The 24,705-nt window shown below is 70.9% G+C and carries 24 protein-coding genes; 18 read left to right on the forward strand and 6 right to left on the reverse strand.

Annotated elements, in window-relative coordinates:
- Nucleotides 1-42 precede the first annotated feature (42 nt).
- The 7 genes from BJY18_RS29740 to BJY18_RS29765 all read left to right on the forward strand — a co-directional run bounded on the left by BJY18_RS29740 (nucleotide 43) and on the right by BJY18_RS29765 (nucleotide 7,079).
- A complete protein-coding gene (locus BJY18_RS29740; RefSeq protein WP_184783206.1) occupies nucleotides 43-1,398 on the forward strand; it encodes a phosphomannomutase/phosphoglucomutase in 1,356 nt (451 codons plus the stop codon).
- An 86-nt stretch (nucleotides 1,399-1,484) separates the two neighbouring features.
- A complete protein-coding gene (locus BJY18_RS29745) occupies nucleotides 1,485-1,745 on the forward strand; it encodes a Trm112 family protein (protein WP_184783207.1) in 261 nt (86 codons plus the stop codon).
- Nucleotides 1,729-2,823 (forward strand): hypothetical protein, encoded by a 1,095-nt coding sequence (locus BJY18_RS29750; protein WP_184784926.1) that lies wholly within the window; start codon nucleotides 1,729-1,731, stop codon nucleotides 2,821-2,823. The genes BJY18_RS29745 and BJY18_RS29750 overlap by 17 nt, the downstream gene beginning before the upstream one ends.
- Nucleotides 2,824-2,901: 78 nt before the next feature.
- Complete coding sequence (gene manA, locus BJY18_RS29755) at nucleotides 2,902-4,134, forward strand: mannose-6-phosphate isomerase, class I (protein ID WP_184784927.1); 1,233 nt, start codon at nucleotides 2,902-2,904, stop codon at nucleotides 4,132-4,134.
- Between the two features lie 140 nt (nucleotides 4,135-4,274).
- Nucleotides 4,275-4,403 (forward strand): hypothetical protein, encoded by a 129-nt coding sequence (locus tag BJY18_RS37550; RefSeq protein WP_281393719.1) that lies wholly within the window; start codon nucleotides 4,275-4,277, stop codon nucleotides 4,401-4,403.
- 170 nt (nucleotides 4,404-4,573) lie between these two features.
- Nucleotides 4,574-5,488 carry a cation diffusion facilitator family transporter gene (locus BJY18_RS29760; protein WP_184783208.1) on the forward strand — a complete coding sequence of 305 codons (915 nt, stop codon included), beginning with the start codon at nucleotides 4,574-4,576 and terminating at the stop codon, nucleotides 5,486-5,488.
- Between the two features lie 61 nt (nucleotides 5,489-5,549).
- The gene (locus tag BJY18_RS29765) at nucleotides 5,550-7,079 is read left to right on the forward strand and encodes an amino acid permease (protein WP_184783209.1); all 1,530 of its coding nucleotides are present in this window, start codon (nucleotides 5,550-5,552) and stop codon (nucleotides 7,077-7,079) included.
- Nucleotides 7,080-7,109: 30 nt separating this feature from the next.
- On the opposite strand, the gene BJY18_RS29770 is transcribed toward BJY18_RS29765, so the two are convergent.
- Nucleotides 7,110-9,386 (reverse strand): hypothetical protein, encoded by a 2,277-nt coding sequence (locus BJY18_RS29770; RefSeq protein ID WP_312874005.1) that lies wholly within the window; start codon nucleotides 9,384-9,386, stop codon nucleotides 7,110-7,112.
- A gap of 85 nt (nucleotides 9,387-9,471) precedes the next feature.
- Between BJY18_RS29770 and ahcY the strand changes: the two genes are divergently transcribed.
- The 3 genes from ahcY (at nucleotide 9,472) to BJY18_RS29785 (ending at nucleotide 11,772) form a co-directional block, all read left to right on the forward strand.
- A complete protein-coding gene (ahcY, locus tag BJY18_RS29775) occupies nucleotides 9,472-10,944 on the forward strand; it encodes an adenosylhomocysteinase (RefSeq protein ID WP_184783210.1) in 1,473 nt (490 codons plus the stop codon).
- Nucleotides 10,945-11,044: 100 nt separating this feature from the next.
- On the forward strand, nucleotides 11,045-11,332 hold the full coding sequence (locus tag BJY18_RS29780; protein WP_184783211.1) for a FitA-like ribbon-helix-helix domain-containing protein: 288 nt from the start codon (nucleotides 11,045-11,047) through the stop codon (nucleotides 11,330-11,332).
- Nucleotides 11,326-11,772, forward strand: a complete 447-nt coding sequence (locus BJY18_RS29785; protein ID WP_184783212.1) for a type II toxin-antitoxin system VapC family toxin — start codon at nucleotides 11,326-11,328, stop codon at nucleotides 11,770-11,772. The genes BJY18_RS29780 and BJY18_RS29785 overlap by 7 nt, the downstream gene beginning before the upstream one ends.
- Here the strand turns inward: BJY18_RS29785 and BJY18_RS29790 are convergent.
- Nucleotides 11,769-12,305: an XRE family transcriptional regulator gene (locus tag BJY18_RS29790; RefSeq protein WP_184783213.1), complete on the reverse strand. Its 537-nt coding sequence runs from the start codon at nucleotides 12,303-12,305 to the stop codon at nucleotides 11,769-11,771. The two genes, BJY18_RS29785 and BJY18_RS29790, sit on opposite strands and share 4 nt — an antisense overlap.
- A gap of 43 nt (nucleotides 12,306-12,348) precedes the next feature.
- Between BJY18_RS29790 and BJY18_RS29795 the strand changes: the two genes are divergently transcribed.
- Nucleotides 12,349-12,813 carry a YbaK/EbsC family protein gene (locus BJY18_RS29795; protein ID WP_184783214.1) on the forward strand — a complete coding sequence of 155 codons (465 nt, stop codon included), beginning with the start codon at nucleotides 12,349-12,351 and terminating at the stop codon, nucleotides 12,811-12,813.
- Nucleotides 12,814-12,817: 4 nt separating this feature from the next.
- On the opposite strand, the gene BJY18_RS29800 is transcribed toward BJY18_RS29795, so the two are convergent.
- Nucleotides 12,818-13,810, reverse strand: coding sequence for a hypothetical protein (locus BJY18_RS29800; RefSeq protein WP_184783215.1), 993 nt, complete (start codon nucleotides 13,808-13,810; stop codon nucleotides 12,818-12,820).
- A 180-nt stretch (nucleotides 13,811-13,990) separates the two neighbouring features.
- Between BJY18_RS29800 and BJY18_RS29805 the strand changes: the two genes are divergently transcribed.
- Nucleotides 13,991-14,398 carry a hypothetical protein gene (locus BJY18_RS29805; RefSeq protein ID WP_246459016.1) on the forward strand — a complete coding sequence of 136 codons (408 nt, stop codon included), beginning with the start codon at nucleotides 13,991-13,993 and terminating at the stop codon, nucleotides 14,396-14,398.
- Between the two features lie 28 nt (nucleotides 14,399-14,426).
- Nucleotides 14,427-15,077, forward strand: a complete 651-nt coding sequence (locus BJY18_RS29810; protein WP_184783216.1) for a dTMP kinase — start codon at nucleotides 14,427-14,429, stop codon at nucleotides 15,075-15,077.
- A 5-nt stretch (nucleotides 15,078-15,082) separates the two neighbouring features.
- On the opposite strand, the gene BJY18_RS29815 is transcribed toward BJY18_RS29810, so the two are convergent.
- Complete coding sequence (locus BJY18_RS29815; RefSeq protein ID WP_184783217.1) at nucleotides 15,083-15,652, reverse strand: TetR family transcriptional regulator; 570 nt, start codon at nucleotides 15,650-15,652, stop codon at nucleotides 15,083-15,085.
- 97 nt (nucleotides 15,653-15,749) lie between these two features.
- On the opposite strand from BJY18_RS29815, the gene BJY18_RS29820 reads away from it, so the two are divergent.
- Nucleotides 15,750-15,950: a hypothetical protein gene (locus BJY18_RS29820; protein ID WP_184783218.1), complete on the forward strand. Its 201-nt coding sequence runs from the start codon at nucleotides 15,750-15,752 to the stop codon at nucleotides 15,948-15,950.
- Complete coding sequence (locus BJY18_RS29825; RefSeq protein WP_376774740.1) at nucleotides 15,947-16,273, forward strand: type II toxin-antitoxin system PemK/MazF family toxin; 327 nt, start codon at nucleotides 15,947-15,949, stop codon at nucleotides 16,271-16,273. The genes BJY18_RS29820 and BJY18_RS29825 overlap by 4 nt, the downstream gene beginning before the upstream one ends.
- Before the next feature lie 13 nt (nucleotides 16,274-16,286).
- On the opposite strand, the gene BJY18_RS29830 is transcribed toward BJY18_RS29825, so the two are convergent.
- Entirely contained in the window at nucleotides 16,287-18,605 is a 2,319-nt protein-coding gene (locus BJY18_RS29830; RefSeq protein WP_184783219.1) for an FAD-dependent oxidoreductase, read from the reverse strand.
- Nucleotides 18,606-18,771: 166 nt separating this feature from the next.
- Nucleotides 18,772-19,557 (reverse strand): IclR family transcriptional regulator, encoded by a 786-nt coding sequence (locus BJY18_RS29835; RefSeq protein ID WP_184783220.1) that lies wholly within the window; start codon nucleotides 19,555-19,557, stop codon nucleotides 18,772-18,774.
- Nucleotides 19,558-19,749: 192 nt separating this feature from the next.
- On the opposite strand from BJY18_RS29835, the gene mtrA reads away from it, so the two are divergent.
- From mtrA to BJY18_RS29850, 3 genes are read left to right on the forward strand one after another with little or no spacing between them, the layout of a single operon-like run.
- Entirely contained in the window at nucleotides 19,750-20,427 is a 678-nt protein-coding gene (gene mtrA / locus BJY18_RS29840) for an MtrAB system response regulator MtrA (RefSeq protein ID WP_005150760.1), read from the forward strand.
- 7 nt (nucleotides 20,428-20,434) lie between these two features.
- Nucleotides 20,435-22,231 carry an MtrAB system histidine kinase MtrB gene (gene mtrB / locus BJY18_RS29845; RefSeq protein ID WP_184783221.1) on the forward strand — a complete coding sequence of 599 codons (1,797 nt, stop codon included), beginning with the start codon at nucleotides 20,435-20,437 and terminating at the stop codon, nucleotides 22,229-22,231.
- Complete coding sequence (locus BJY18_RS29850; protein ID WP_184783222.1) at nucleotides 22,228-23,982, forward strand: LpqB family beta-propeller domain-containing protein; 1,755 nt, start codon at nucleotides 22,228-22,230, stop codon at nucleotides 23,980-23,982. The genes mtrB and BJY18_RS29850 overlap by 4 nt, the downstream gene beginning before the upstream one ends.
- The last annotated feature ends 723 nt before the right edge of the window (nucleotides 23,983-24,705 follow it).

Below are 24,705 nucleotides of genomic sequence, written 5' to 3' on the forward strand. Positions count from 1 at the left end.
GCGCGACCGGCGCCGCGACGACACTAGCGGCGGGGAGAAGGCGTGCCAGACCTTTCCGGCATCGTGAAGGCCTACGACATTCGTGGCGTGGTCGGCGAACAGCTCGACGAGGCCCTGGTACGGGACTTCGGAGCCGCGTTCGCACTGCTGGTCAAGCCCGAGACGCCGTCGGTGGTGATCGGACACGACATGCGTGACTCGTCGCCGGGGCTCGCGGCCGCCTTCGCCGAGGGCGTGACCTCGCAGGGCCTCGACGTGGTGTCGATCGGCCTGTGCAGCACCGACGAGCTGTACTTCGCCTCCGGCTCGCTGAACATGCCGGGTGCGATGTTCACCGCCAGCCACAACCCGGCCGAGTACAACGGCATCAAGATGTGCCGCGCCGGTGCCGCCCCGGTCGGCCAGGACAGCGGGCTGTCCGAGATCCGCGACACCGTGGAACAGGGCGTGCCGGAGTTCCAGGGCCAGCGGGGCAGTGTCACTGAGCGGGACGTGCTCGGCGACTACGCCGGCTACCTGCGCGGCCTCGTCGACCTGAGCGGCTCGCGGCCGCTGAAGGTGGTCGTCGACGCGGGCAACGGCATGGGCGGGCACACTGTGCCGACCGTTTTCGATGGACTTCCCATTGAGATCGTGCCGATGTACTTCGAGCTCGACGGCACCTTCCCCAACCACGAGGCCAACCCGCTCGACCCGAAGAACATCGTCGACCTGCAGGCCAAGGTGCGCGAGACGGGTGCGGACGCCGGGGTGGCCTTCGACGGTGACGCGGACCGTTGCTTCGTGGTCGACGAGCGTGGCGAGCCCGTGTCGCCGAGCGCGATCACCGCGCTGGTCGCGGTGCGCGAGCTGGCCAAGGAACCGGGCGGCACGGTCATCCACAACCTGATCACCTCGAAGGGCGTGCCGGAGATCGTCGCCGAGCACGGCGGCAACCCGGTGCGCACGCGGGTCGGGCACTCGTTCATCAAGGCCGAGATGGCGCGGACCGGCGCGATCTTCGGTGGCGAGCACTCGGCCCACTACTACTTCCGCGACTTCTGGCGGGCCGACACCGGCATGCTGGCCGCGCTGCACGTGCTGGCCGCGCTCGGTGAGCAGGACGGGCCGCTGTCCTCGCTGACCCAGGACTTCTCGCGCTACGCCGCGTCCGGTGAGATCAACTCGACGGTCGACGACCAGGTCGCCCGGATGCTCGCGGTCAAGGACGCCTACGCGGGCAAGTCCGGTGCGGAGATCGATGAACTGGACGGGCTGACCGTGCAGCTGCCCGGCGGCGCGTGGTTCAACCTGCGCCCGTCGAACACCGAACCGCTGCTCCGGCTCAACGTGGAGGCCGCCGACCGGGCCGCGGTCGAGGCGCTGACCGACGACGTGCTGGGTCTCGTCCGTGGCTGACCGGACCACCCCGCGGGAGACTTCCGGGCAGGATCGTGTCCGGAAGGTGCCCTCCCCGACCCACTTTCGCGTGGTATGGAGGAACCATGGCCCTCACGCTTGACGCCCAGCTGCTCGAGATCCTCGCGTGCCCGTCGCCGGATCACGCGCCGTTGCGCCCGGGCACGCCGGACGACGCCGAGGCCGAGGCGCTGACCTGCACCGACTGTGGCCGGGTGTACCCGGTGCGGGACGGGATCCCGGTGCTGCTGCTCGACGAGGCGCTGGAACCGGGCGGTGCGGGACCGGAGGGTGCCGAAACGGGTGCTGCCGGTGAGCCGGATGACGACCATGCCGACAGTGCTTGACGATTCGCTGCTCGACGATCCCGCGCGGCTGGCCGAGGCCGACCGAGCGGGCCTGCTGCGTGCCGCCGCGATGGCAGGCGCGCAGGTGCGCGCCACTGTCGAGGCCGCGGCCGAGCTGGAGCTGAGCGAGCGGCTGGACCTGGGCCGTCCGCGGTCGCTCGTGCTCATCGACCGGCCAGGGGTGAGCCGGACGCTGACCCGGCTGCTGGCCGCGTTGCTCGCGCCGGCCTGTCCGGTCCCGGTCGTGGTGGCCGAATCGGTGCCTGCCTGGATCGGTGCGCTGGACGTGGTGTTCGCGCACACCGACGACCCCGGGGACCGCGAGCTGGCCGCCTCGCTGGAGCGGGCCGCCCGGTTCGGTGCGTCGGTGGTGCTGTCCGCGCCCGAGGACGGTCCGGTCGCGGCGTCCGTCGCGGGCAAGGGCGTGCTGCTCACGCCGCGGGTTCCGGTGCCGCCGGAGCTGGCGTTCCCGCGTGGGCTGGCCGCGGGGCTGCTCACCGCGAACGCGCTGGGTCTTCTGGTCGCCGACGTGCACGCGCTCGCCGACCAGCTGGACCTCGAAGCGGAGAAGGACTACCTGGCCAGAGAGTCGTTCGCGAACCCGGCCAAGGCACTCGCGTTGCGCGTGGCGGACCGGCTGCCCCTGCTGTGGGGGCTGGATCCGGTGGCTGTCGCGGTCGGCGAACACGCGGCGCACGCTTTCGCTGCGCACGCCGCCATGGTGTGCGACGTCGAGGACTACCGGCAGGCGATGGCGCGGCCCGCGCTGCGGATCGCCGCACAGTCCGGTGGCGGTGAGCGGGACATCTTCGCGGACCCGGACGAGGGTTCCGAGGGGTTCGCCACGCGCGTGCTGCTGCTGTCGGTGCGGACCGGGCCGGCCACCGACGCGGCCCGCTACCAGGCCGGGCAGGTGCTGCCCGGCGCCGACCTGGTCGTACCGGCCGAGGAGATCGAGGCCGACGAGATCATCCGGGCCGCGGTGCTGGCGCTGCGGTTCGAACTCGCCGCCGTTTATCTCGGGCTGGCGGCGGGCAGCATCGGCGGGGCCGGCAGATACGAGCCGGCCTCCGCCTGAGGGATCCGGGGCGCCACGCCCGCCGCGTACGGTGCACCGGCCCCGGCCGAGGGGAAGAATTGGGGAGTTGAGGTGACAGTGGAGCTGTTGCGCAACGCCGTACGGCCCTACGCGTGGGGTTCGCGCACCGCGATCCCGCAGCTGCAGGGTCGTCCGGTGCCGGCGCCGCACCCCGAGGCCGAGCTGTGGATGGGTGCCCACCCCGGCGACCCGTCGCACGTGATCGGCCCGGACGGCACCGAACGGAGCCTGCTGGCGCTCGTCGACGCCGATCCGGTCGGCCAGCTCGGACAGCGCTGTACCCGGCGCTGGGGTGGCCGGCTGCCCTTCCTGCTGAAGATCCTGGCCGCCGAGGAACCGCTGTCCATGCAGGCGCACCCGTCGGCGGCGCAGGCCGCGGAGGGGTACGCCCGGGAGGAGAAGCTCGGCATCCCGCGGGACGCGGCCAACCGCAACTACCCGGATCCCACGGCGAAGCCCGAGCTGGTCTGCGCGCTCACCGAATTCCACGCGCTCGCCGGGTTCCGCGATCCGCACCGCACGATCAAGCTGCTCAAGGCGATCGAAACGCCCGGCATGGCCAAGTACACCGGTCTGCTGGAGGCCCAGCCCGACCCGGACGGGCTGCGGGCGCTGTTCACCACCTGGATCACGCTGCCGCAGCGGGCCTTCGACGAGCTGCTGCCGGAGGTGCTCGACGCGTGCGTGCGGCACGTGGCCGACCACGGCGAGTTCACCGTCGAATGCCGCACCATCCTGGAGCTGGGGGAGACGCATTCGCGAGACGCCGGGGTGCTGGCCGCGCTGCTGCTCAACCGGCTGACCCTGCGCGCGGGCGAGGCGATCTACCTGCCGGCCGGGAACCTGCACCTGTACCTGCACGGCATCGCCGTGGAGATCCTGGCCAACTCGGACAACATCCTGCGCTGCGGGCTCACCCCGAAACACGTGGACGTGCCCGAGCTGCTGCGTGTGGTCGACTTCTCCTGCGGTGAAATGCCGGTGCAGCACGGCGAACCAGCCGGCCACGGGATGGCGGTCTACCACACCGACGCCCCCGAGTTCGAGCTGTCCCGTACGGAGTGGGCCGAGGGCGAGGACACCGAACTCGAGGTCGATTCCGTGGGCCCGCAGATCCTCCTCTGCACCGCAGGCGACCTGCTCGTCCTGGCCGACGACGGCGAACAGGTGGAACTGCGCAGGGGCCAGTCGGTATGGCTGCCCGCCGCCGACCCGCCGGTCCGAATCCGCCCCTTGGACGGCACCCACTCCCAACTGTTCCGCGCAACGGCGGGCACCTGCGAGGACTGAGCCGGGGTCTTCAGGAGGTCGCAGCTCGACACAGCGAGTACGAGACCAGTCGATCTTGCGGAAATACAACCTGCAGGTTATCCGTCAGAGGTGTGGACGGTGGTCTTGCTGAAAGCAAGTGGAGGACTGGTTCTTCGGCGGTGTCCAAGCTGGAGAAGGGCGATCTCGACCACACCCAGGTCGGCACACTCGACGCTTACGTCACTGCGCTCGGGGGCCACCTGCGGGTCGTCGCCGAATTCGACGACGAAACGCTCACCCTCGCCTGAACCGCGCTTTCCACGCGCAGGCGGAAAGGGCAAGCGGCGGCGTGGCTACCGCCTGGCTGGGCTCCTCCGGCGGAACGTCCTGATCGATCCGGGGGCTGCGCAGGCTCCCGGACGCGCGACCCTTTAGGCTCGCTTCCGGCAATTCGGGCGCCGACCACGGGGAGCAGGCTGTGTCAGCTGGCGGGGGTACCAAGGCGATCGTCGCGGCCTTGTCCGCGAATGCCGGGATCGCGGTGGCGAAGTTCGCCGGGTTCCTGGTCACCGGGTCGTCGTCGATGCTGGCGGAATCGGTGCACTCCCTGGCCGACACCGCCAACCAGGGGTTGTTGCTGCTCGGGAAGAAGTCGGCGCAGCGGCGGGCGACCCGCGAGCATCCGTTCGGCTTCGGGCGGGAACGCTACTTCTACTCGTTCGTCGTCGCGTTGCTGCTGTTCACCCTCGGTGCGGCGTTCGCGCTCTACGAGGGCATCCACAAGATCCTCGAACCGGAACCGCTGGAGGCGCCGCTGGTCGCGGTGATCATCCTGGTCGTCGCGGTCTGCCTGGAGGGCTACAGCTTCCTCACCGCGATCGGCGAATCGCGCAAGATCAAGGGCGACTACAGCTGGTGGCGGTTCATCCGCCAGGCCAAGGAACCCGAACTGCCGGTCGTGTTGCTGGAGGACACCGGCGCGCTGGCCGGTCTGGTGTTCGCGCTGCTCGGCGTCGGGCTCTCGGTGCTCACCGGCGATCCGGTGTTCGACGGTATCGGCACCGTGGCCATCGGGCTCCTGCTCGGCATCATCGCGGTGATCCTGATCGTCGAGATGAAGAGCCTGCTGATCGGCGAGGGCGCCACCGAGACCGACCTGGACACCATCGTCGGCGAGCTGACCGGGGGCGAGGTGGAGCGGGTGATCCACATCCGCACCCAGTACCTCGGCCCGGACGAGCTGCTCGTGGCCGCCAAGCTCGCGCTGGTCCCCGGTCTCGACACGGCGCGGATCGCCGCCGCGATCGACGCCGCCGAGGTCCGCGTTCGTGCGAAGGTCCCGGTGGCGTCGCTGATCTACCTCGAACCCGACCTCGACCGCGAACGGGGGTGACGACCGGCGCGCGCTAGGGTGGTCGCCCGGTCCCCACGAAGGTCACCGCAGGAGGTCAACGTTGCCCGGCACGGGTTTGTGGCGCACCAAGTCGATCGAGCAGTCCATCACGGACACCGACGAGCCGGATACCAAGCTACGGCGGAACCTGAGTGCCTGGGACCTGACCGTGTTCGGTGTCGCGGTCGTGGTCGGTGCCGGGATCTTCACCCTCACCGCGCGTACCGCCGGTGACTACGCCGGGCCCTCGGTGCCGGTCGCGTTCGTCATGGCGGCCATCGCCTGCGGGCTGGCCGCGCTCTGTTACGCCGAATTCGCCTCGACGGTGCCGGTGGCGGGCAGTGCCTACACCTTCTCCTACGCCACCTTCGGCGAGTTCGTGGCCTGGATCATCGGCTGGGACCTGATCCTGGAGCTGGCCGTCGGCGCGGCGGCGGTGGCCAAGGGCTGGTCGTCGTACCTGCAGACGGTGCTCGGCTACCTCTTCGGCGACGGGGCCACCTCGGCGATCGACCTCGGCGGCGGCTTCCAGCTCGACTGGGGCGCGCTGCTGCTGGTGGTCGTGCTGGTCACCTTGCTGGTGCTGGGAACGAAGCTGTCGTCGCGGTTCTCCATGGTGATCACCGCGATCAAGGTCGCCGTCGTGCTGTTCGTGATCGTCCTCGGCATCTTCTACATCAAGGGCGCGAACTACACGCCGTTCGTCCCGGACGGCAAGACCGGCGGCGCCGGGGAGACCGGGGTGGACCAGTCGCTGTTCTCGCTGATCGCCGGTGGCGCCAGCAGTTCCTTCGGGATCTTCGGCCTGCTCGCCGCGGCCTCGGTGGTGTTCTTCGCGTTCATCGGGTTCGACATCGTCGCCACCACCGCGGAGGAGACGCGCAATCCGCAGAAATCCGTGCCGCGCGGCATCTTCGGGTCGCTGGCCATCGTCACCGTGCTGTACGTGGCGGTCTCGCTGGTAGTCGTCGGGATGGTGCCCTACGGCGAGCTCGCGACGTCCGCGGGCGACGGCAGCCACAAGACGCTCGCGACGGCGTTCTCCGCCAACGGGGTGGACTGGGCGGCCAACCTCATCTCGGTCGGCGCGCTGGCCGGTCTGACCACGGTCGTGATGGTGCTGATGCTCGGCCAGGTCCGGATCATCTTCGCGATGTCCCGCGACGGCCTCATGCCGCGCAGCCTGGCGAAGACCGGCGGACGCGGTACGCCCAAGCGCGCGACCCTCGTGGTCGGCGCGCTGGTCGCCGTCGCGGCCACGTTCTTCCCGGCCGACAAGCTGGAAGAAATGGTGAACGTGGGCACGCTGTTCGCGTTCATCTTGGTGTCCGCCGGTGTGCTGGTGCTGCGCCGCACCCGCCCGGACCTCAAGCGGGTGTTCCGGGTCAAGGCCGTCTGGGTGATCGCGCCGCTGGCCATCGTGATCTGCCTGTGGCTCATGCTGAACCTGACCGTGCTGACCTGGCTGCGGTTCGTGGCCTGGATGGTGGTCGGCGTGGTGCTGTACTTCGCCTACGGCCGCCGCAAGTCGCTCCTGGGCCAACGGCAGTCCGGCGGGGAACCCGCCGGGACCGGCACCAGGGAAAGCTGAGGCAGCACCCGCTTGCGGTGACAGCGGGGGTCAGCGGGGACGGGGCAGGTCGCCGAAGAGGGAGCCCTGTTCGCCGAGGGAACGGGGGCGTCCGGTGCGGCCGAGGCCGGCGGCCATCGCCACCGCGTGGTCCCATTCCGGGTCCGCGAGGTAGTCGAGGTGCTTGAGCACCCCCGGCGCCCAGCGGCTGCGGCCGTCCGGGCCGCGCAGGGGATCGGGCAGCCAGTGATCACCGCCGAGGATCAGCACGCCGGAGTCCTCCGGGGTGGTCTCCAGCGGTCCGGGTCCGCCCTCCGGGAGGTACCCGTCGCCCAGCAGGTGCCGTCCGCTGGTCTGGTGCCGCCAGGTGGTGACGCCGCCGCCGAAGATGTCCGTGCCACGGCACAGCGCCCGCCAGCGGCCGTCCAGCTTCGCGAACAGCTCGGCCAGCGATTCCTGCGGCAGCACCGCCGGGAACGCGCGCTGGTAGCCCCACTGCAGGGGTGAGCCCGCGGTGAGCAGGCCGACCCGGTCCAGCTCGTCGTCCGGCAGTTCCTCACACAGCCTCGCGGCGGTGAGCACGGTCAGCACGCTGCCGAGATTCAGGCCGGACAGCACCACCCGCGTACCCGGCTCGGCGAGATGGTGCTTGACGCGGTCGGCCAGCTCGGGCACGACCTTCAACGCGTAGCACGGCGGCACCGCCGGGTGGGCGGCACGCGGCCAGAACGACACCAGATCCGACAACGCACCGAGGTGCCGGCTGCGTTGTGGTGAGCGCGCCGCCGAGTAGACCACCCGCAGCAGGCCGGCCGCGAGACCTCCGACCGCGAAGACCCCGACCGTCGACACCGGATCGAACCACGACGGATACAGCCCGAAAACGAAGCGCATCACGAGCAGCGCCACCGCGCCGACGCACAGGCCGAGCGAGACGATCGCCGTCAGGTGGTGCAGGTGCCGCCGTTCCCAGGACGACCTCGCCCAGGCCCGTGCCGCGTCCTGTTCCTGGTGCCGGTCGTGCTCCATGAGCTCGACGATCGGCGGGACGCCGCGCCGGCGCCGGCGCAGTGGCACGGCGATCGCGTACCCGGCGACCGCGCACAGCGCCATCAGCACGAGCCCGCCGCCCCACAGGGCGGTGACCAGGTCGTAGGTCGTCGGCAGCGCCAGCCCGTCCGCGCCGAGCAGCCGCCGCACGGCGAACGCCAGCCCGGCACCGAATCCGCCGCCGAGCAGTCCGGCCAGTGCGAGCACCGGCGCCGCGGCCCAGCCGCCGAGCCAGGGCCGCAGCCGTCGCGGCCGGTGCCGCCAGGTCGCCCGGGCCAGCAGGGCCGAGGGGACGAGCGTGAGCGCGAACAGCCCGGTGACCACGACCAGAGCCGCGCCGAGGCCTTCGACCGTCGCGTCGATGCCGGGCAGCCGGTCGCGTCCCGGAACCACCAGCACGGCCGAGGCGATCGTCACCAGGGTGGCGAACGCGATCAGGGTGCGCCGGGCGATCCGGCCGGTGTCGCTGCCGACCGCGGCCCCCACCAGCACGGCGAACACCAGCGCGAGCGCACAGATCCAGACGATCAGCCGGGGCACCTCGCCGGGGATTCGGAACGGCCCGCCGAGCAGCGGCAGCGCGATGCACGCCAGCGCCGCCACGGTGTGCAGCGCGGACATCCCGCGGACTTCGGGATCGGTGTGCAGGTGCAGCGGCACCCGCTTGCGCACGCTGCGTTCCCCGCCGCGGACGTGCCAGTTCGTGGACGAGATCCGGTGCAGCACGTAGACCAGCAACAGCACCAGAGCCACCCCGGCGCCCAGCCGCAGCGGCTCCGTGCGCAGTCCGGACGGTACCCAGGTCAGGCAGGCTCGTCCGGGCGCGAGGCACTGGGCCGCGACGAGGTCGATCACCATCGCCGAGATCTGGCTGACCAGCAGCATGGTGAGCAGTACCGAAGCGACCCGAAGCAGGCCCCGGCAGAGCCCGCCGAGCCAGCGCGCGCGGTCACTCGGGGGCAGCATCCAGAACGCCACGTTCGCCAGGGAGAACGGGAACAGCAGGGCCCAGGCGGCCTTCGCGGCGCCACCCGAGGTCATGCCGGTCCACAGGTAGCCTTCGAGGGTGCGCGGGATCGAGCGGCCGAGCGCGGGTACGACGGGGCCAGGAGCGGGGCGGCGGAGCCGGTCGGCCGGGCGCACGACCCGGCCGAGGCCGTCGCCGGCCACATCGACTGTCGACACCGCGTCGAGCAGGGTTTCCCCGCTCGTGCCCACGAGCCCGGCCACCCGGAGTTCGACGATGCGGGTGTCTGGGCCGGGGAGCGGGGCGGGCACGGTCTTCTCTCCTCATCCGTTCGAGTTGGTGTCGAGCCGACAACGGTACTGTTCAGGTGCCATCAATCCTTGGAGGAACCGCACTATGACCCCCGAAAGCGTTGTGAAGCGGCACGACACCCGGGGCGGCATCGAATTCGCCGTCGCCGATCTGGACGCCGCCGAGTTCGGCCGGAAGGAGATCCGCCTCGCCGAGCACGAGATGCCCGGCCTGATGGCGCTGCGCCGCGAGTACGCCGAGGTCTACCCGCTGCGTGGTGCGCGAGTCTCCGGATCGCTGCACATGACCGTGCAGACCGCCGTGCTGATCGAGACGCTGGTGGCGCTGGGCGCGGAGGTCCGGTGGGCCTCGTGCAACATCTTCTCCACCCAGGACCATGCGGCCGCGGCCGTGGTGGTCGGCCCGCACGGCAGCGCCGAGGAGCCCAAGGGGGTGCCGGTCTTCGCTTGGAAGGGCGAGACGCTCGAGGAGTACTGGTGGTGCACCGAGCGGATGCTCACCTGGGACGGCGACGGCCCGAACATGATCCTCGACGACGGCGGCGACGCGACGATGCTCGTGCACAAGGGCGCCGAGTTCGAGAAGGCCGGCGTGGTCCCGCCCGCCGACGACGAGGACCCCGACGAGTGGAAGGTCTTCCTGGAGCTGCTGCGGGCCTCGGTCGCCGCGGACACCGCGAAGTGGACCACCGTCGGCGCCGGTGTGCGCGGAGTCACCGAGGAGACCACCACCGGTGTGCTGCGGCTGTACCAGCTCGCCGCCGCGGGTGAGCTGTTGTTCCCGGCGATCAACGTGAACGACGCGGTCACCAAGTCGAAGTTCGACAACCGCTACGGCATCCGGCACTCGCTGGTCGACGGCATCAACCGCGGCACCGACGTGCTCATCGGCGGCAAGGTCGCGGTCGTCTGCGGGTACGGCGACGTGGGCAAGGGCGCCGCCGAATCGTTGCGCGGCCAGGGCGCGCGGGTGATCGTGACCGAGATCGACCCGATCTGCGCGCTGCAGGCGTCGATGGACGGTTACCAGGTCAAGCGCCTGGAGAACGCGTTGCCCGAGGCGGACATCGTGATCACCACCACCGGCAACAAGAACGTGGTGATGGTCGAGCACATGGCGAAGATGAAGCACCAGGCCATCCTCGGCAACATCGGGCACTTCGACAACGAGCTCGACATGGCCGGGCTGGCCCGCTACCCGGGCGTGCGCCGGGTGACCATCAAGCCGCAGGTGGACGAGTGGGTGTTTCCCAACGGCAACACCATCATCGTGCTGTCCGAGGGCCGCCTGCTGAACCTGGGCAACGCGACCGGGCACCCGTCGTTCGTGATGTCCAACAGCTTCTCCAACCAGGTGATCGCGCAGATCGAGCTGTTCACCAAGCCGCAGGAGTACGACAAGGAGGTCTACCGCCTCCCGAAGAAGCTGGACGAGAAGGTCGCCAGGATCCACCTGGAAGCCCTCGGCGGCGAGCTCACGAAGCTGTCGAAGGAGCAGGCCGAGTACATCGACGTGGACGTCGAGGGCCCGTTCAAATCGGAGCACTACCGCTACTGATCATTCCGCCGAAAGCCGCCCCGGAATCCATTCCGGGGCGGCTTTTGTCTGCAGTTGAAAACAGTGATAACCCGAATGGTTGGTGCGCTATCATGGGGGTGTGAGACAACTGATCACCCGCATCGACGACGAGCTGCACGCCCGGCTCAAGGCAAGAGCCGCGGCCGAGGGGCGCACGCTCAACGACCTGGTCACCGAGGCCCTGCAGGGCGCTCTCCTGCATGAAGAGAGTCCACAGCAGTGGAAGGAACGGCTGCGTCAGCAAGGGAAACTGGTCTCGTTCGAACCGGCACGCGAACCGGTCGGCCTCGACGAGCTCGAGCGCCGGTCGCAAGGCTGGGGCACTGCCGTGAGTGAAGCACTCGACTGGACACGGGGTGAATGGTGACCGTCTACTACGCCGACACCAGCGCGGTCGTGAGTGCTCTCCTCGCTGATGAACCGCAGCATTCCGAGCTGCGCGAACTGTTGGTCAGCGGTCAGCACCGAGTCTTGACCAGTGAGTTGACCCGGATCGAGCTGGCGAGTGCGATGACTGCTGCCAAGCGCACCGGCCGCATTCCCGACGCCCGCGAGTTCGTCGACGAGTTCGACGCCCTGGGCCGGGATTCGACACTGGGTCTCATCCCGTTCCGTCCGGCGAGGATCTTCCGTCCCGCGCAGCGGCTGGTCACCGAGAACTATCCGTTGCGCACCCTGGGCGCCCTGCATCTCGCCGTGGTCATGCACGAAACCGCGGAGCTGACCGGCGGTGAACCGGTCACCCTGGTCACCCGGGACGAGCGGCAGGCCGATGCCGCCAAGGCGAACGGCCTGCTCGTCCACTAACGCGGATACCGCATCGTCAACACCGCGGAGGCCGGTCCGCCGATTCCTCGGTACAGATGTTCTGCCTCCGCGACGAAGGTGTGGGTCTCGCCGGCTCGAAGCGGCACCGGTGCGGCCGATGGCCCGGCCTCGGCTGCACCGGTGAGCACTGTCAGCACCTCCCGTACGCCGGGGCTGTGCGGTTTCGACAGCTGGGTCCGTGCGTCGATGGTCAGCCGGTAGACCTCGTTCAGCGCCTCGGGATCTTCCCAGCGGCCCAGGAGGGTCGCGGTCACCGCGTCGCCGTGGACCTCCTCGCCGGACAGCAGATCGCTCAGCGGGACCGACAACTCCGTCGCGATGGCGAACAGCGTGTCGAGCGTCGGATTGCGGCGTCCGTTCTCCAGCTCGGACAGAGTGCCCTTGCCCAGTCCGCTGCCGGCGGCCAGCGAGGTGAGACCGATGCCCGCGCGGGTGCGCAGGGCGCGGATGCGGCTGCCGACTGCGGTGGCGAGCGCGCGGGCGTCGGGGCCGGATGAAGGGGGCGTCTGCACGGGCTTAGTCTAGTGTTCTGTTTACAGAACACCTGGAGGTGCGATGTCTTCGATGCAGCACGTGCAGGACGCGCTGGACACGGCCGGGGTCGCCGGGCGCGCGCGGCAGCTGCCCCGTTCCACCCGGACCGCGGCCGAGGCCGCCGAGGCGCTCGGCTGCCCGGTGGGCGCCATCGCGAACAGCCTGGTCTTCATCGCCGACGGCGTTCCGCTGCTCGTGCTGACGAGCGGGGCGCACCGCGTCGACGTCGGAGCGCTCGCGGGCCGGCTGGGGCGTACGGAAATCCGCCGGGCCACGCCGGAGGAGGTGCGCGCCGCCACCGGGCAGGTGATCGGGGGCGTCGCACCGGTGGGTCACCCGGCGCCGCTGGACACCGTGGTGGACGAGCACCTGCGCGAGTACGACCCGCTGTGGGCCGCGGCGGGCACGCCGAACGCAGTCTTCCCCACCACTTTCGACGAGCTGGCCCGGATCACCGGCGGCCGGATCTGCAGCGTGGAACGCTGAGGGGTCAGTTCCACTCCACCGCGATACCGGACAGCCCCGGTCCGGTGTCGCGGAAGTAGCCGCTGGTCACGCCGCCGGTGTCGCAGGCGAGCTCCTCGGCTTCGACCGGCAGCGCGTCGTCGCGGGCCCGCACCTCGCGGGTGCAGCGGGCGGGCATCGCCGACGGGGCGAAATGCAGCTGCAGCAGGTAACTGGCGCACTGGTCGCGCAGCATCCGGTAGTAGCCGGGGAAGAGCGCGGCGGAATCGTCGCGCACCTCGAAGCAGAACACGTGGATGTCGCCCTCGCCGAGCTTGCGGTCGAACAGCAGCTCGGTGGCCATCGTCTCGCCCGCCGGATGCCGGCGGATCCGGCCGACCCGGCAGCCCTCGGCGGTGAGCACCTGGACGTCGTCGATCCGGCAGCCGGGGTCGCCGTTGTACACGGTCACGTAGCGGTCCGGGCCGTGCCGCCGGGCGCGGGTGACCAGCCGGGTGCGGATGCTGACCTGGTGGCGCTGCTCGTCGATGGTGATCCGGTCGTGCACCGAAAGCATTTCCAGATCGGCGTTGGAATGCTGCGCCGCGGGCAGCACGCCGAGGTCGGTGAGCAGCTGCTCGACGATCGAGCCCATGTCGCCCGAGCGCAGGTCGTGGAACGAGGCGGCGGCCTGGTGCCCGCGCGGGCGCGTGGTGCGCGGGCCGATCAGCACCACGAGCGAGTCGGCGGGCAGAGCCAGTACGGATTCGAGCGCGCGGACCGCGGGCAGCGCCTTGGGTACCTCCGGCTGACGGAGCCCGCGTTGCCAGTAACTCAGCGTCGACTGTCCGATGTGGACGCCCCGGAGCGCGAGATGGGCACGGAGCCGGGCCAGTGAGAGGCCACGGTGTGCGATGGCCAGCCGCAGCGCCACGTGGAACTCGCCGGTCCGCAGCGCCTCGCTCAGCTCGGGTGGCGGTTCACCGGAGCCGCGCCTGCCGGGTTCGATGATCAGTGGGCCTTCCCCGTCCTGTGCCACCGCTGCCCCCTTCACCCGGCCGTCACGCGGCGGGCGTGAACACTGCGGAACGTTCACGGTAGCAGCGTGCGGTGACCGGTCCGACCACCGTTCGGTGTGCCTGGCCATGGCAGCGTAATCGTTCCGCGTTCCACCACCGACCCGGAACGTCACCTGCTCCGCGACGGCATCTTGCTCTCGGTGACCGCGCTGTTCACCGTGGTGACCACCGAAGAGGCAGATCGGCGGGAGGCTTCCGTGCCGGTGCTGGGAATGACGACACGAACCGGGGACGCCCGTCCCCGTGGACGCGGCCGCCTGGTCCGCGTCCTGCTGCTGGTCCTGCTGGCCGGCTTGGCGTTGCCGGCGACGGCTCCGGGCGCGGGCGCGGCGCAGCCCGCCGGCGCCGGCAACGTCCACCTGTCCGCTCCGGGTACGTCCTACGCCGCGACCGGCGAGTCCCACGCGCGCATCGTGACCCGCGGTGACGAGGAACCGGCGCCGGAGCAGCACGACGACAACTGGATCCCGCTGCTCGCCCTGGCCGGGCTGCTGGTCGCCGCCCCGGTGGGCTACCTGGCCCACAGCCGCCGCCGCGAAGCGGGTTAGCTCACCGCCGGACCCTCGGTGTCCTAGGGTGAACGCCGTGGGGAGACTGGTCGTGATCGAAGGTCTGGACGGGGCGGGCAAGCGCACCCTGGCCGACGGGCTCACCGCTGCGCTGGAAGCGGCCGGCGCGAGCGTCGCCGGGCTCGCCTTTCCGCGGTACGGGCGGAGTGTGCACGCCGACCTCGTGCGCGAGGCCTTGCACCGGGGGCACGGCGACCTCGCCGATTCGGTGTACGGCATGGCGATGCTCTACGCCCTCGACCGCGGCGGCGCGGCGGAGGAGATCCGCGAGCTGCGGGCGGCCCACGACGTGGTGCTGCTCGACCGGTACGTCGCCTCCAACGCCGCCTACGCCGCCGCCCGCCTGCGTCAGCACGCGGACGGTGCGGTCGTGCGCTGGGTGTGGGATCTCGAGGTGACCCGGTTCGCGTTGCCCCGTCCGGACGCGCACCTGCTGCTGCGGGTCAGCCCGGAGGTCGCCGCCGAACGCGCGGAGCGCCGTGCGGAGACGGACTCCGCCCGTGCCCGCGACGCGTTCGAGTCCGATGATTCGCTCCAGCAGCGATGCGCCGCGGTGTACGACGAACTCGCCGCGGCCGGCTGGCTCGCGCCGTGGCACGTGCTCGACGGGGTGACCGGGGTGGACGTGGCGACGCTGGCGAAATCGCTGCTCGGCTGAGGCGTTCAGCCCAGTTCGCCCGCCGATTTCCGCAGTTCGTCGAGCGCGTGCCCGGCCAGCGCGGCGAAATCCGCGCTCTCGTCCTCGATCCACCGCTCGAACGCGGCACCGAACGCGAGCGAGCCGACCGTCGAGGCGAGTTTCGCGGTCGTGTCCGGCACTCCGCGCGCACGCAGCGCCACACGCATCGATTCGACCAGCCGGGTGCCCTTGAGCAGCTCACGCTCGCGCAGATCGCGGTGCCCGGCCACGATCACCTGACGCTTGCGGGCCAGCTTCCAGCGCTGAGCGTCGAACACCGCCGCGACGGTGTTCAGGCCGCCGCCGACCGCGGTCAGCGGCGTGGCGGCTTCGGGTGCGCCGGTGATCCCTTCGGTGAACAGCCGGTCGAGCAGCTCCTGCCCGCCGAAGAGCACCTCTCGCTTGTCCTCGAAGTACCGGAAGAAGGTGCGCTTGGTGAGCCCGGCGCGCTCGGCGATCTCGGCGACGGTGGTCTGGTCGTAGCCGCGCTCGGTGAACAGCTCGAGCGAGGAGTGCTCCAGCCGTTCGCGTGCGTTCGGTTCCCAGCGGGCCATATCCCCATCCTAGGCGATGGCACCAGGTGTCGTACGGCTGCGAAGCTGGTTGCACAACTGTTGGACGTCTGTTGAACGGAGTGTTTAGAATGGTGTCATGACCGCGACCATCGGCTTCCGGCCCACTGATCAGGACGAGCAGATCATCGAAGCCGCGATGCGCAGCGGCGAGCACAAGAGTGATGTGATCCGGCGGGCATTGCGGCTGCTGGCGCGGGAAACCTGGGTTCAGCAAGCCCTGGCCGACGCGGAAAGGCTGAGCGCCGAGGACCTCTCCACCGAGCAGGATGCCTGGTGATCCGGGGAGCGGTCTATCGGGTCGACTTCGGGGAGGCGAAGCGAGGTCACGAACGTCACCGACAGCACGGCCGGCGATACGCGGTCGTGCTGAGTCCCAGTTCGATGCCGTGGAGCGTGGCGACAGTCGTACCGACCTCGACCGGTGCGCAGCCGGCCGTCTTCCGGCCGGAACTGGAGATCATGGGATCTCTGACGCGTCTTCTCGTCGACCGGATCCGTTCGATCGACATCGCACACGTGCACGGCGATCCGGTCGCGTATCTGGAGCGTGACGAGCTCTCCGAGGTGGAGCACGCGGTCCAGCGCTACCTCGGGTTGTGACCGGAGCGCGGGGTCATTCCGTGCTCCGCAACGGTTCGGCAGCCACTTTCGCCGGGAGGCGCCGTCCGGCGAGTTCGATCTCGAGCGGGGTCCGTGGCTTTGCGTACTCCACCGGGAGCCAGGCGTGCGCGAGGTTCTTGCCCACGGTGTAGCCGTAGGCCGCGCTCGTGACGTACCCCGCCGGGCGGCCTTCGGCGTACACGGGTTCCTTGCCCAGCAACACCGAATGCGGGTCTTCCACGATCAGGCAAGCCAGTTTCCGGCTCACCGTCGCCGGTGAACGCTCACGCAGCGTGTCGCGGCCGAGGAAGTACCCCTTGTCCATCCGGACCGCGAAGCCCAGGCCCGCTTCGTACGGATCGTGTTCCGTGGTCACGTCGATGCCGCACTCGCGGTGGCCTTCCTCGAGCCGGAGACTGGTCAGCGCGACCTGCCCGGCGGCGATGATCCCGTGCGGTCGCCCGGCTTCCCACACCGCGTCCCACAGCCGGCGTCCGAGGTCCGCGCTCGTGTGCAGCTCCCAGCCGGGTTCGCCGACTTCGGACACCCGCAACGCGAGCACCGGCACGTCGCCGGCATACGCGTGCCGCGCCTTCACGCCACTCGTGGAGTCCAGTGTGGACAGTTTCGGCAGCACCTGCCGGGCGAGCGGGCCCCACAACCCGACGCAGCAGGTGCCGGACGTGGTCTCCCGCAGCTGCACCGCGCCGTCCCTGGGCAGGTGACGGTAAAGCCAGTCGACGTCGAGGTGGCTGTGCACGGCGACCTGGAACAGCTCCGTGCCCAGCCGCGCCACGGTCAGCTCACTGCGCACACCGCCGTCTTCGCCGAGCAACAGGGTGCTGACGACCGTCCCGTGTGGACGGTCCAGCTGATTGGTCGTCAACGCCTGCAGGAAGGGCAACGCACCCGGGCCGGTGATTTCCAGCCGTCGCCGCGGGGTGAGATCGAACATCGCCACCCGGCTGCGGGCCACCAGTGCTTCGGCGCCGCCGATCGGGGACAGCTCCGCTTCCCGCTGTGGCACCCAGGAAATCTCCGGCAGCCGCTCGTTCGCGGCATACCACTGCGGCCGTGCCCAGCCGTCGGCCTCCCGGAAGTTCGCCCCCAGCGCGACCTCCCGCTCGTAGAACGGTGAAGTGCGGCGCGCCGTCACCGGTTCGGCCGGCCGGGCGTGCGCCGAGGCGATACTGCGCGTCCGCAGGTGATCCGGGGCGAGCTGCAGCCGGTCGAACCGCGCGAGGTCCACCGTGTGCAGCGCGAGGCGGGCCTGGCCGTCCACGAGCCAGCGCGCCAGTTCGCGGGCGACACCTGCCGACCAGGCGGTGCCGAGTGCCTCGGCCACCCAGAACCCGTCGAGGTCGGGATGCTCGCCGAGCAGCGGCAGGCCGTCCGGGGTCATCGGGACCAGACCGCGGCTGCCCTCCTCGACCTTGCCCTCGGCCAGTGCCGGTACCAGCTCGGCCGCCCGCGCCCACGGCTCCTCGAAACCCGACGGGCTGAACGGGACGTGCTCGCCCGGGTGCCGCCCGAACGCGAGCACGCCCAGCCGGTCGACGTGCTCACGCAAGGAGAGCCCGGCATCCGGATGGCTCAGGACCGGCTTGCCCGCCTCGGTGAACTCGTCGTTCTGCCCGGCCAGCTCCGGCAGCGGCGTACTGCGTGCGTGCTCGCGGGGCATCGGCACGACCGGGACCGGCAGATCCACCAGCCGGCCCAGCTCCGGGCCCCGCACCCCGGCGCACGACACGACCACGTCGGCGCGGAACCGGTCGGTCCCGGTCCGCACGGCGGTCACCCGCCCGCCGCCACGGACGATCTCCACGACCTGCTGACCAGGCACGAAGCGCGCCCCGCGGGCACTGGCCCGGCGAGCCTGCGCGACCGCGGCGCGCGCCGGATCGGCCAGCCCGTCGTCGGGCACGTGCAGGCCGCCGAGCAGCTTCGCCGGATCCAGCAGCGGGTGCAGCTGTGCGCATTCGGCCGGCGTACGCAGGTAGCTGCGCATCCCCCAGGATGTGGCCCAGCCGTGCTGCCGGCGCAGCGCGGCAAGCCGCTCCGGGGTGGTCGCGAGCGTCAGGCTGCCGACCGGCTGGAAGCACCAGCCGCCGTCGACGGTCAGCGCGCTGTACTTCTCCACGGTGTACTTCGCGAACTCCGTCGCGGTGCGGTCCGGGTGGGTGCGGAACACCAGCCCGTGGTCGGGTGCGTCGTGCTCCGGCGCCTGCTCCAGCACCGTCACGTCCGTCCAGCCCGCCGCCGTCAGCTCGTCGGCGACCGCGGTGGCGAGCAGGCCGGCGCCGAGCACGACCACTCGCGGTCGAGGTGCCATCGCGGTGTCTCCTGCCTGCCGGTTCGGGTGAGACAGGCGTGCCGAACGGCCCGCCGGAGCGGGGAGCGTTGCGGAGGGGGATCGATGTTCCGTCTCAAGCAACAAAGTGCGGGATCAGCGGCGCGCTGTCAAGGAGCCCGTCCGGCGGTCGCCGCGACCCGGTGGATCAGCGTGCGAAATAGCCCAGCTGAGCGGAAAGCTCGTGTGCGGCCTCGGTCATCGGCCGCACGATCTGGCGGATCCGCTGTTTTGACAGCCGGTAGGAGGGCCCCGACGAGCTCAACGCCGCGACCACCTCGCCGACCGGGCCGCGGATCGGCACCGCGACGGCGTGCATACCCAGCTCCAGCTCCTCGAAACAGGCCGCGTAGCCGTCCTCGGCCACCCGCTCCAGCTCGGCCTCCAGCTCCTCGGCGTCCACCAGGGTCCGCGCGGTGTAGGGCGCCAGCTCGTGGTCGAGGTTCCGTTTGCGGTCGGCGTCGTCCATCGCCGCGAGCAGCACCTTGCCGCTCGAGGTCGCGTGCAGCGGCGTGCGCTGCCCGGTCCAGTTCTGCGTGGTGATCGCGGCCGAGCCGCGGGCCTGGCTGATGTTGATCGCCACCCCGTCGTCGGCGATCGCGATGTTCACCGTCTCGCCCAGCTCCTCGGCCAGCGCCTGGCAGGTCTGCCTGCCGAGCTTGGCCAGGTCCATCCGGCCGGTGGCGGCACCGGCCAGCCGGACCACGCCGAAGCCGATCGCATACTTGCCGCGCTCGCCCAGCTGCTCGACCAGACCGTGCGACTGGAGGACACTCAGCAGCCTCGACGCGGTCGACTTGTGCACGCCGAGTTCCCCGGCGATCTCGGTGATGCCCGATTCCCCGTTGCGCGCGAGCAGCTCCAGCACGTTGATCGCGCGGTCGACCGACTGAACTTGACTACCTGTTGCGTTGCCCGAGTCCTGGTTCCGCATAGCGCAACAGTAACCGCTCCACGGCGATCTGTTCGGCTGAGCGGGCGAACAAAGCCCCGGCCGCCGCACCGGCCCGTCCGGATGGAGCAATCGCGTCCGGATGGAGCAACGCGGCCGCTGATCTTGATCTTTCCGGTGGTCAACCGCGCGGGTCGGGCGCGCGCACGCGGGGCGGGGTGCGAACATGTGCTCATGAAGGCACGTGTCTTGGTGGTCGACGACGACCCCGCGCTCGCGGAGATGCTCACCATCGTGCTCCGCGGCGAAGGGTTCGACACCGCGGTGGTCGCGGACGGTTCGCGGGCGCTGCCCGCACTGCGCGAGCTCAAGCCGGACCTGGTCCTGCTCGACCTCATGCTGCCGGGGATGAACGGGATCGACGTCTGCAAGGCGATCCGCGCGGAGTCCGGCGTGCCGATCGTGATGCTGACCGCCAAGAGCGACACCGTGGACATCGTGCTCGGGCTCGAATCCGGCGCCGACGACTACGTCGTCAAGCCGTTCAAGCCGAAGGAGCTGGTCGCCAGGGTGCGTGCGCGGATGCGCCGCACCGAGGCCGAGCCTGCCGAATCACTCACCATCGGCGACCTCGCCATCGACGTGCCCGGGCACGAGGTGACCCGCGAGGGCAAGGCGATCCCGCTGACGCCGCTCGAGTTCGACCTGCTGGTGGCGCTGGCCCGCAAACCACGCCAGGTGTTCACCAGGGAAGTCCTGCTGGAGCAGGTGTGGGGTTACCGGCACGCGGCCGACACCCGGCTGGTCAACGTGCACGTGCAGCGGCTGCGCTCGAAGGTGGAGAAGGACCCGGAGCACCCCGAGGTGGTGCTGACCGTGCGCGGCGTGGGCTACAAGGCCGGCCCGCCGTGATCCGGCGATGACGCCTTCCGCGGGCAGGCTGCGCACCGCCGTCCGCGCCACCGTCCGCCGCCTGCGGTGGCTGGTGGTCTTCGCCCGGCGCCGGGCCGTGGCGTTCAACGAGCTGTGGCGGCATTCGCTGCAGTTCCGGGTCACCGTCTCCACACTCGCGTTGTCCTCCGCCGTGGTGTTCGTGCTGGGGATGGTGTTGCAGAACCAGATCACCGAACGGCTGCTCGACACGAAGCGCAAGGCTGCGATCGAGCAGACCCAGGCGCTGGCCGACACGGCGGCGCGCGAGCTGGTCGGGGTCGGTGGTGAATCGCCGGACGCGTTGCACACGCGCCTGGAGAACGCGCTGAAGAAGATCTCCTCGGTGGGTTCGTCCCCTGCGGGATCCACCGCCGGCACGTTCGAACCGGTGCTCGCCAGCGTCGAGCCCGGGCAGCCCAACTCGGACCCGGTCTACGTCGGGCCGTTCTCGTCGGTGCCGGTGCAGCTGCGCGAGTTCGTGGAGAACAACGCGTTCTCCCGGCTGGAGCACACCGTCGACGACAAGGGCGTGCGCACGACGTACCTGATCGTCGGCACGCCGCTGAACACGGTGGCCACGCCGATGCAGCTGTACCTGCTGTTCCCGCTCACCAGTGAACAGACGACCGTCTCCACAGTGCAGAACACGCTGCTGGTCGGCGGTCTGGTGCTGCTGATCCTGCTCGCCGGCATCACCAACCTGGTGGTCCGGCAGGTGGTACGGCCGGTCCGGCAGGCGGCCGCGGCGGCCGAGCAGTTCGCGGGCGGGGACCTCGACCAGCGTCTCGCCGTTGTCGGCGAGGACGACGTGGCCAAGCTTTCGGTGTCCTACAACCGGATGGCCGCGAGCATCCAGCACCAGATCCGCCAGCTCGAGGAGTTCGGCGGGCTGCAGCGGCGGTTCACCTCCGACGTGTCGCACGAGCTGCGTACGCCGCTGACCACCGTGCGGATGGCTGCCGACGTGCTGCACGCTTCGCGGGAACAGTTCCCGGCCGGGCTCGCGCGCTCCACCGAACTGCTGGTGGACGAGCTCGACCGGTTCGAGGCACTGCTCGGCGACCTGCTGGAGATCAGCCGGCTCGACGCGGGCGTGGAGGAGCTGGCCGCCGAGAACATCGACATGCGCCCGATCGCGACGCGCGCGGTGGAGCAGGTGCGGGTGCTCGCCGCCGGTACCGGCAGCGAGGTGGAGCTGGTGCTGCCCGACGACGACACCTCGGCCGAGGTGGACGCGCGCCGGGTCGAGCGGATCCTGCGCAACCTGCTCGCCAACGCGGTCGACCACAGCGAGGGCAGGCCGGTGGTGCTCACCGTGGCGGCGAACGAATCGGCGGTGGCGGTCACCGTCCGGGACTACGGCGTCGGCCTGCGCGCCGGGGAGGCGGATCTGGTGTTCAACCGGTTCTGGCGGGCCGATCCGTCTCGTAACCGGCGCACCGGCGGCACCGGGCTCGGACTGGCGATCAGCCAGGAGGACGCCCGGCTGCACGGCGGGCTCCTGGACGCCTGGGGGGAAACCGGGTACGGCGCGTGCTTCCGGCTGGTGCTGCCCCGCCGCCAAGGCGTGCCGATCGCCGACAGTCCGCTGGGGCTGCCGCCCGCGGACGCCGTTTCGGAGATCACGCTTTCGCCCTCGTCGGTGCTCGAGCTGCAGCCCGAGGCGGAGGTGCTGCCGGACCGGCCCTCGCCCCCTGACGGCGTGGCGGAGGCGGACAGTTCCGGCGGTGCGGAGAGCGCGGAGGGGCCGGGTCGTTCGGACCGGGAGGAGGTCGGCCGGTGAGGCGGGTGCTGCTGGCAGTGGCCTGCGTGCTGCTGCTCGCCGGATGTGCGAACGTACCGCTGGAGTCGCAGCCGGTGGTGGTTTCGCCGGAGGGGCCGAAGCCGCAGCCCAACGAGGCGCCGCCGCCGGATCGCGACCTGGATCCGCTGATGCTGGTGCGGCAGTTCGTGAAGGCCTCCGCGGATCCGCGGTCGGGCAACGCGGCCGCCCGCGCGTACCTCGAGGACCGGCTGCGCAGCTCGTGGAAGCCGAGCCGGTCGATCACGGTCATCGACAACACGTTCAGCACGGTCTTCGACCAGCAGGCCGCGGCCCCGACGTCGACGCCGGTCCCGCCGCCGGATCCGAACGTGCGCACCATCTCGGTGCGCGGGTCGATCCTCGGCACGCTGAGCGCGGACAGCGCGTTCATCCCCGGCTCCGGCCCGACCGAGCCGACCTTCCAGCTGCGCAAGCAGCCGGACGGCCAGTGGCGGATCTCCGTGCCGCCGCCGACGCTGCTGATCACCGACGACGAGTTCGACTCGAACTACAACGCGGTCGCGGTGAGCTTCTACTCGCCGGACTCCGCGACCTTCGTGCCGGACCTGCGCTACATCGGGGCGAAACCGCAGTCCGGCCTGCCCGGACGCGTGATGGATCTGATCCTGCAGGGGCCGTCGGCCGGGCTGTCCGGCGCGGTCAGGAACCTGCTCGGCGACCAGGTCACGCTCGAGACGAACGTGAAGAACAACGACGACGGCTCCCTGCTGGTGCACCTGACCGGGCTCACCGGGGCCGGTCAGGAGACGCGGTCGCTGATCGCCGCGCAGATCGTGCTGTCCATGCAGACCGTCACCTCCACCCGGATCCGGCTGCTCGCCGACGGCACCCCGCTGGTGCGTGACCACGAGTACTGGCGCAGCAGTGACGTGCCTTCCTACGGTGCCGCCTCGTCGCCCAGCCCGGACCTGCCCGGCCTGATGACGGTGGACGGGCGGATCCGCTCCCTCGGCGACGGCGCCCCGATCGCGGGCCCGGCGGGCAGCGGCGCGTACGGCGTGCTCAGCGCGGCCCAGTCGATCGACGGGAAACGGCTGGCCGTGGTCGCCAAGGACGGGGATCGCGCCCGGCTGCGGATCGGCGAGCTGGGCCGTGATCTGGCGCTGGTGGAGCTGGCCGGCGGTGCGCTGAGCCGCCCGACCTGGCGCACGACCCCGACCGGCGCCGGCCCGTCCGGGGAGGTGTGGACGGTGGTCGACCACACCATCATCGCCCGGATGGTGCTGGACCCGGGCGGCCACTGGCAGCGCCAGAGCGTGAACGCGAACGATCTGCTGGCCCTGGGCCCGATCGACGCCCTGCGCCTGTCCCGCGACGGCGCCCGGGTGGCCGCGATCGTCCACGGCCAGCTGGTCGTGGCCGCGGTCGTCCGCACCGGCGACGCCGTCACCCTGCGCGAGCCGAGGGTCCTCCAGCCCGGCGCGCTGTCGGACGTGGTGGACGTGGACTGGGGTTCCAGCCCGGACACCCTGGTGGCCGCCACGTCGTCGTCCTCGCAGCCGGTGCAGCGGGTCTCCCTGGACGGCCGCCGGATGGACACGTTCAACAGCTCGAACCTGACCGCCCCCGTACGAGCGGTGACCGCGGCCCCGAGCCGCCCCATCGTCGTGGCGGACGCCGGAGGCCTGTGGAACGCCACGGAACTGGGAGAGGTGTGGCGTCCCCAAGCCCACACCCTCCCCAAGGCAGAGCCCTTCTACCCCGGCTGAGGTGCGTTTTCGGCTCGGGTTCGGCCCAGGCGGGGTGGTCGTGTCTCGGGCTCGGCCCGACTCGGGTTCGGCCGGGTGGTGTGGTCGGGCGGAGGTCGTCCGGCCTGGTAGCGGTTGGGTTCGGACGGCTCACACGGTTCCCGGCCCGCACGCGGTCGGCGAGTCCACTGGCTTTCGCTGACGGTGAACACCGAGTCGTCCGAAACTGTCGGTGGTTGCCTGCACACTGGGAGTCATGTTGTTGGACATGCTCCTGCCCGCCCGCTGCGCCGGCTGCGACACCCGAGGCGCCCCGGTGTGTTCCGCCTGTACCGGGGTGTTTCGGTCCCTCACCGAAGTGACCCGGCCGCAGCTGAGCGTCCCGGCCTTCGCCGTGACGTCCTATCGGGGTGCCGCGAAACGCATCCTGCTGGCCTACAAGGAACGCGGCCGCCGAGACGTGGCGCCCGCGCTGGGCCGCGCACTGGCCGAGGCCCTGACTGCCCTGCCGGGCTTGGGCACCCGGCCAGGTCTCCCGTCCCGGACGAAGCCCGGACCCCGAACCAGTGCCGACCTGGCACCCAACCCCGCCCGAACACGGGAACGCGCACACCGCTCGGCGCCCGTCGACACTGCTGCTCTCGAACCCGTTGACGCCACCGCTGCGGAGCCCGATTCACCGGTCCCCGACCCTGCTCCGGGACTCGCTCCCGACCACGCCCACGCGATTAGCTCTCCGCCGGA

This window comes from Amycolatopsis jiangsuensis, assembly GCF_014204865.1.
GTDB lineage: Bacteria > Actinomycetota > Actinomycetes > Mycobacteriales > Pseudonocardiaceae > Amycolatopsis > Amycolatopsis jiangsuensis.

Bases quoted from the DNA above. Each gene is read 5' to 3' on its own strand.
- mtrB (WP_184783221.1), top strand. From the start codon at position 20,435: ATGACGCCTTCCGCGGGCAGGCTGCGCACCGCCGTCCGCGCCACCGTC.
- BJY18_RS29835 (WP_184783220.1), bottom strand. From the start codon at position 19,557: ATGCGGAACCAGGACTCGGGCAACGCAACAGGTAGTCAAGTTCAGTCG.
- BJY18_RS29745 (WP_184783207.1), top strand. From the start codon at position 1,485: ATGGCCCTCACGCTTGACGCCCAGCTGCTCGAGATCCTCGCGTGCCCG.
- BJY18_RS29830 (WP_184783219.1), bottom strand. From the start codon at position 18,605: ATGGCACCTCGACCGCGAGTGGTCGTGCTCGGCGCCGGCCTGCTCGCC.
- mtrA (WP_005150760.1), top strand. From the start codon at position 19,750: ATGAAGGCACGTGTCTTGGTGGTCGACGACGACCCCGCGCTCGCGGAG.
- BJY18_RS29785 (WP_184783212.1), top strand. From the start codon at position 11,326: ATGGTGACCGTCTACTACGCCGACACCAGCGCGGTCGTGAGTGCTCTC.
- BJY18_RS29820 (WP_184783218.1), top strand. From the start codon at position 15,750: ATGACCGCGACCATCGGCTTCCGGCCCACTGATCAGGACGAGCAGATC.
- ahcY (WP_184783210.1), top strand. From the start codon at position 9,472: ATGACCCCCGAAAGCGTTGTGAAGCGGCACGACACCCGGGGCGGCATC.
- BJY18_RS29750 (WP_184784926.1), top strand. From the start codon at position 1,729: ATGCCGACAGTGCTTGACGATTCGCTGCTCGACGATCCCGCGCGGCTG.
- BJY18_RS29815 (WP_184783217.1), bottom strand. From the start codon at position 15,652: ATGGCCCGCTGGGAACCGAACGCACGCGAACGGCTGGAGCACTCCTCG.
- BJY18_RS29795 (WP_184783214.1), top strand. From the start codon at position 12,349: ATGTCTTCGATGCAGCACGTGCAGGACGCGCTGGACACGGCCGGGGTC.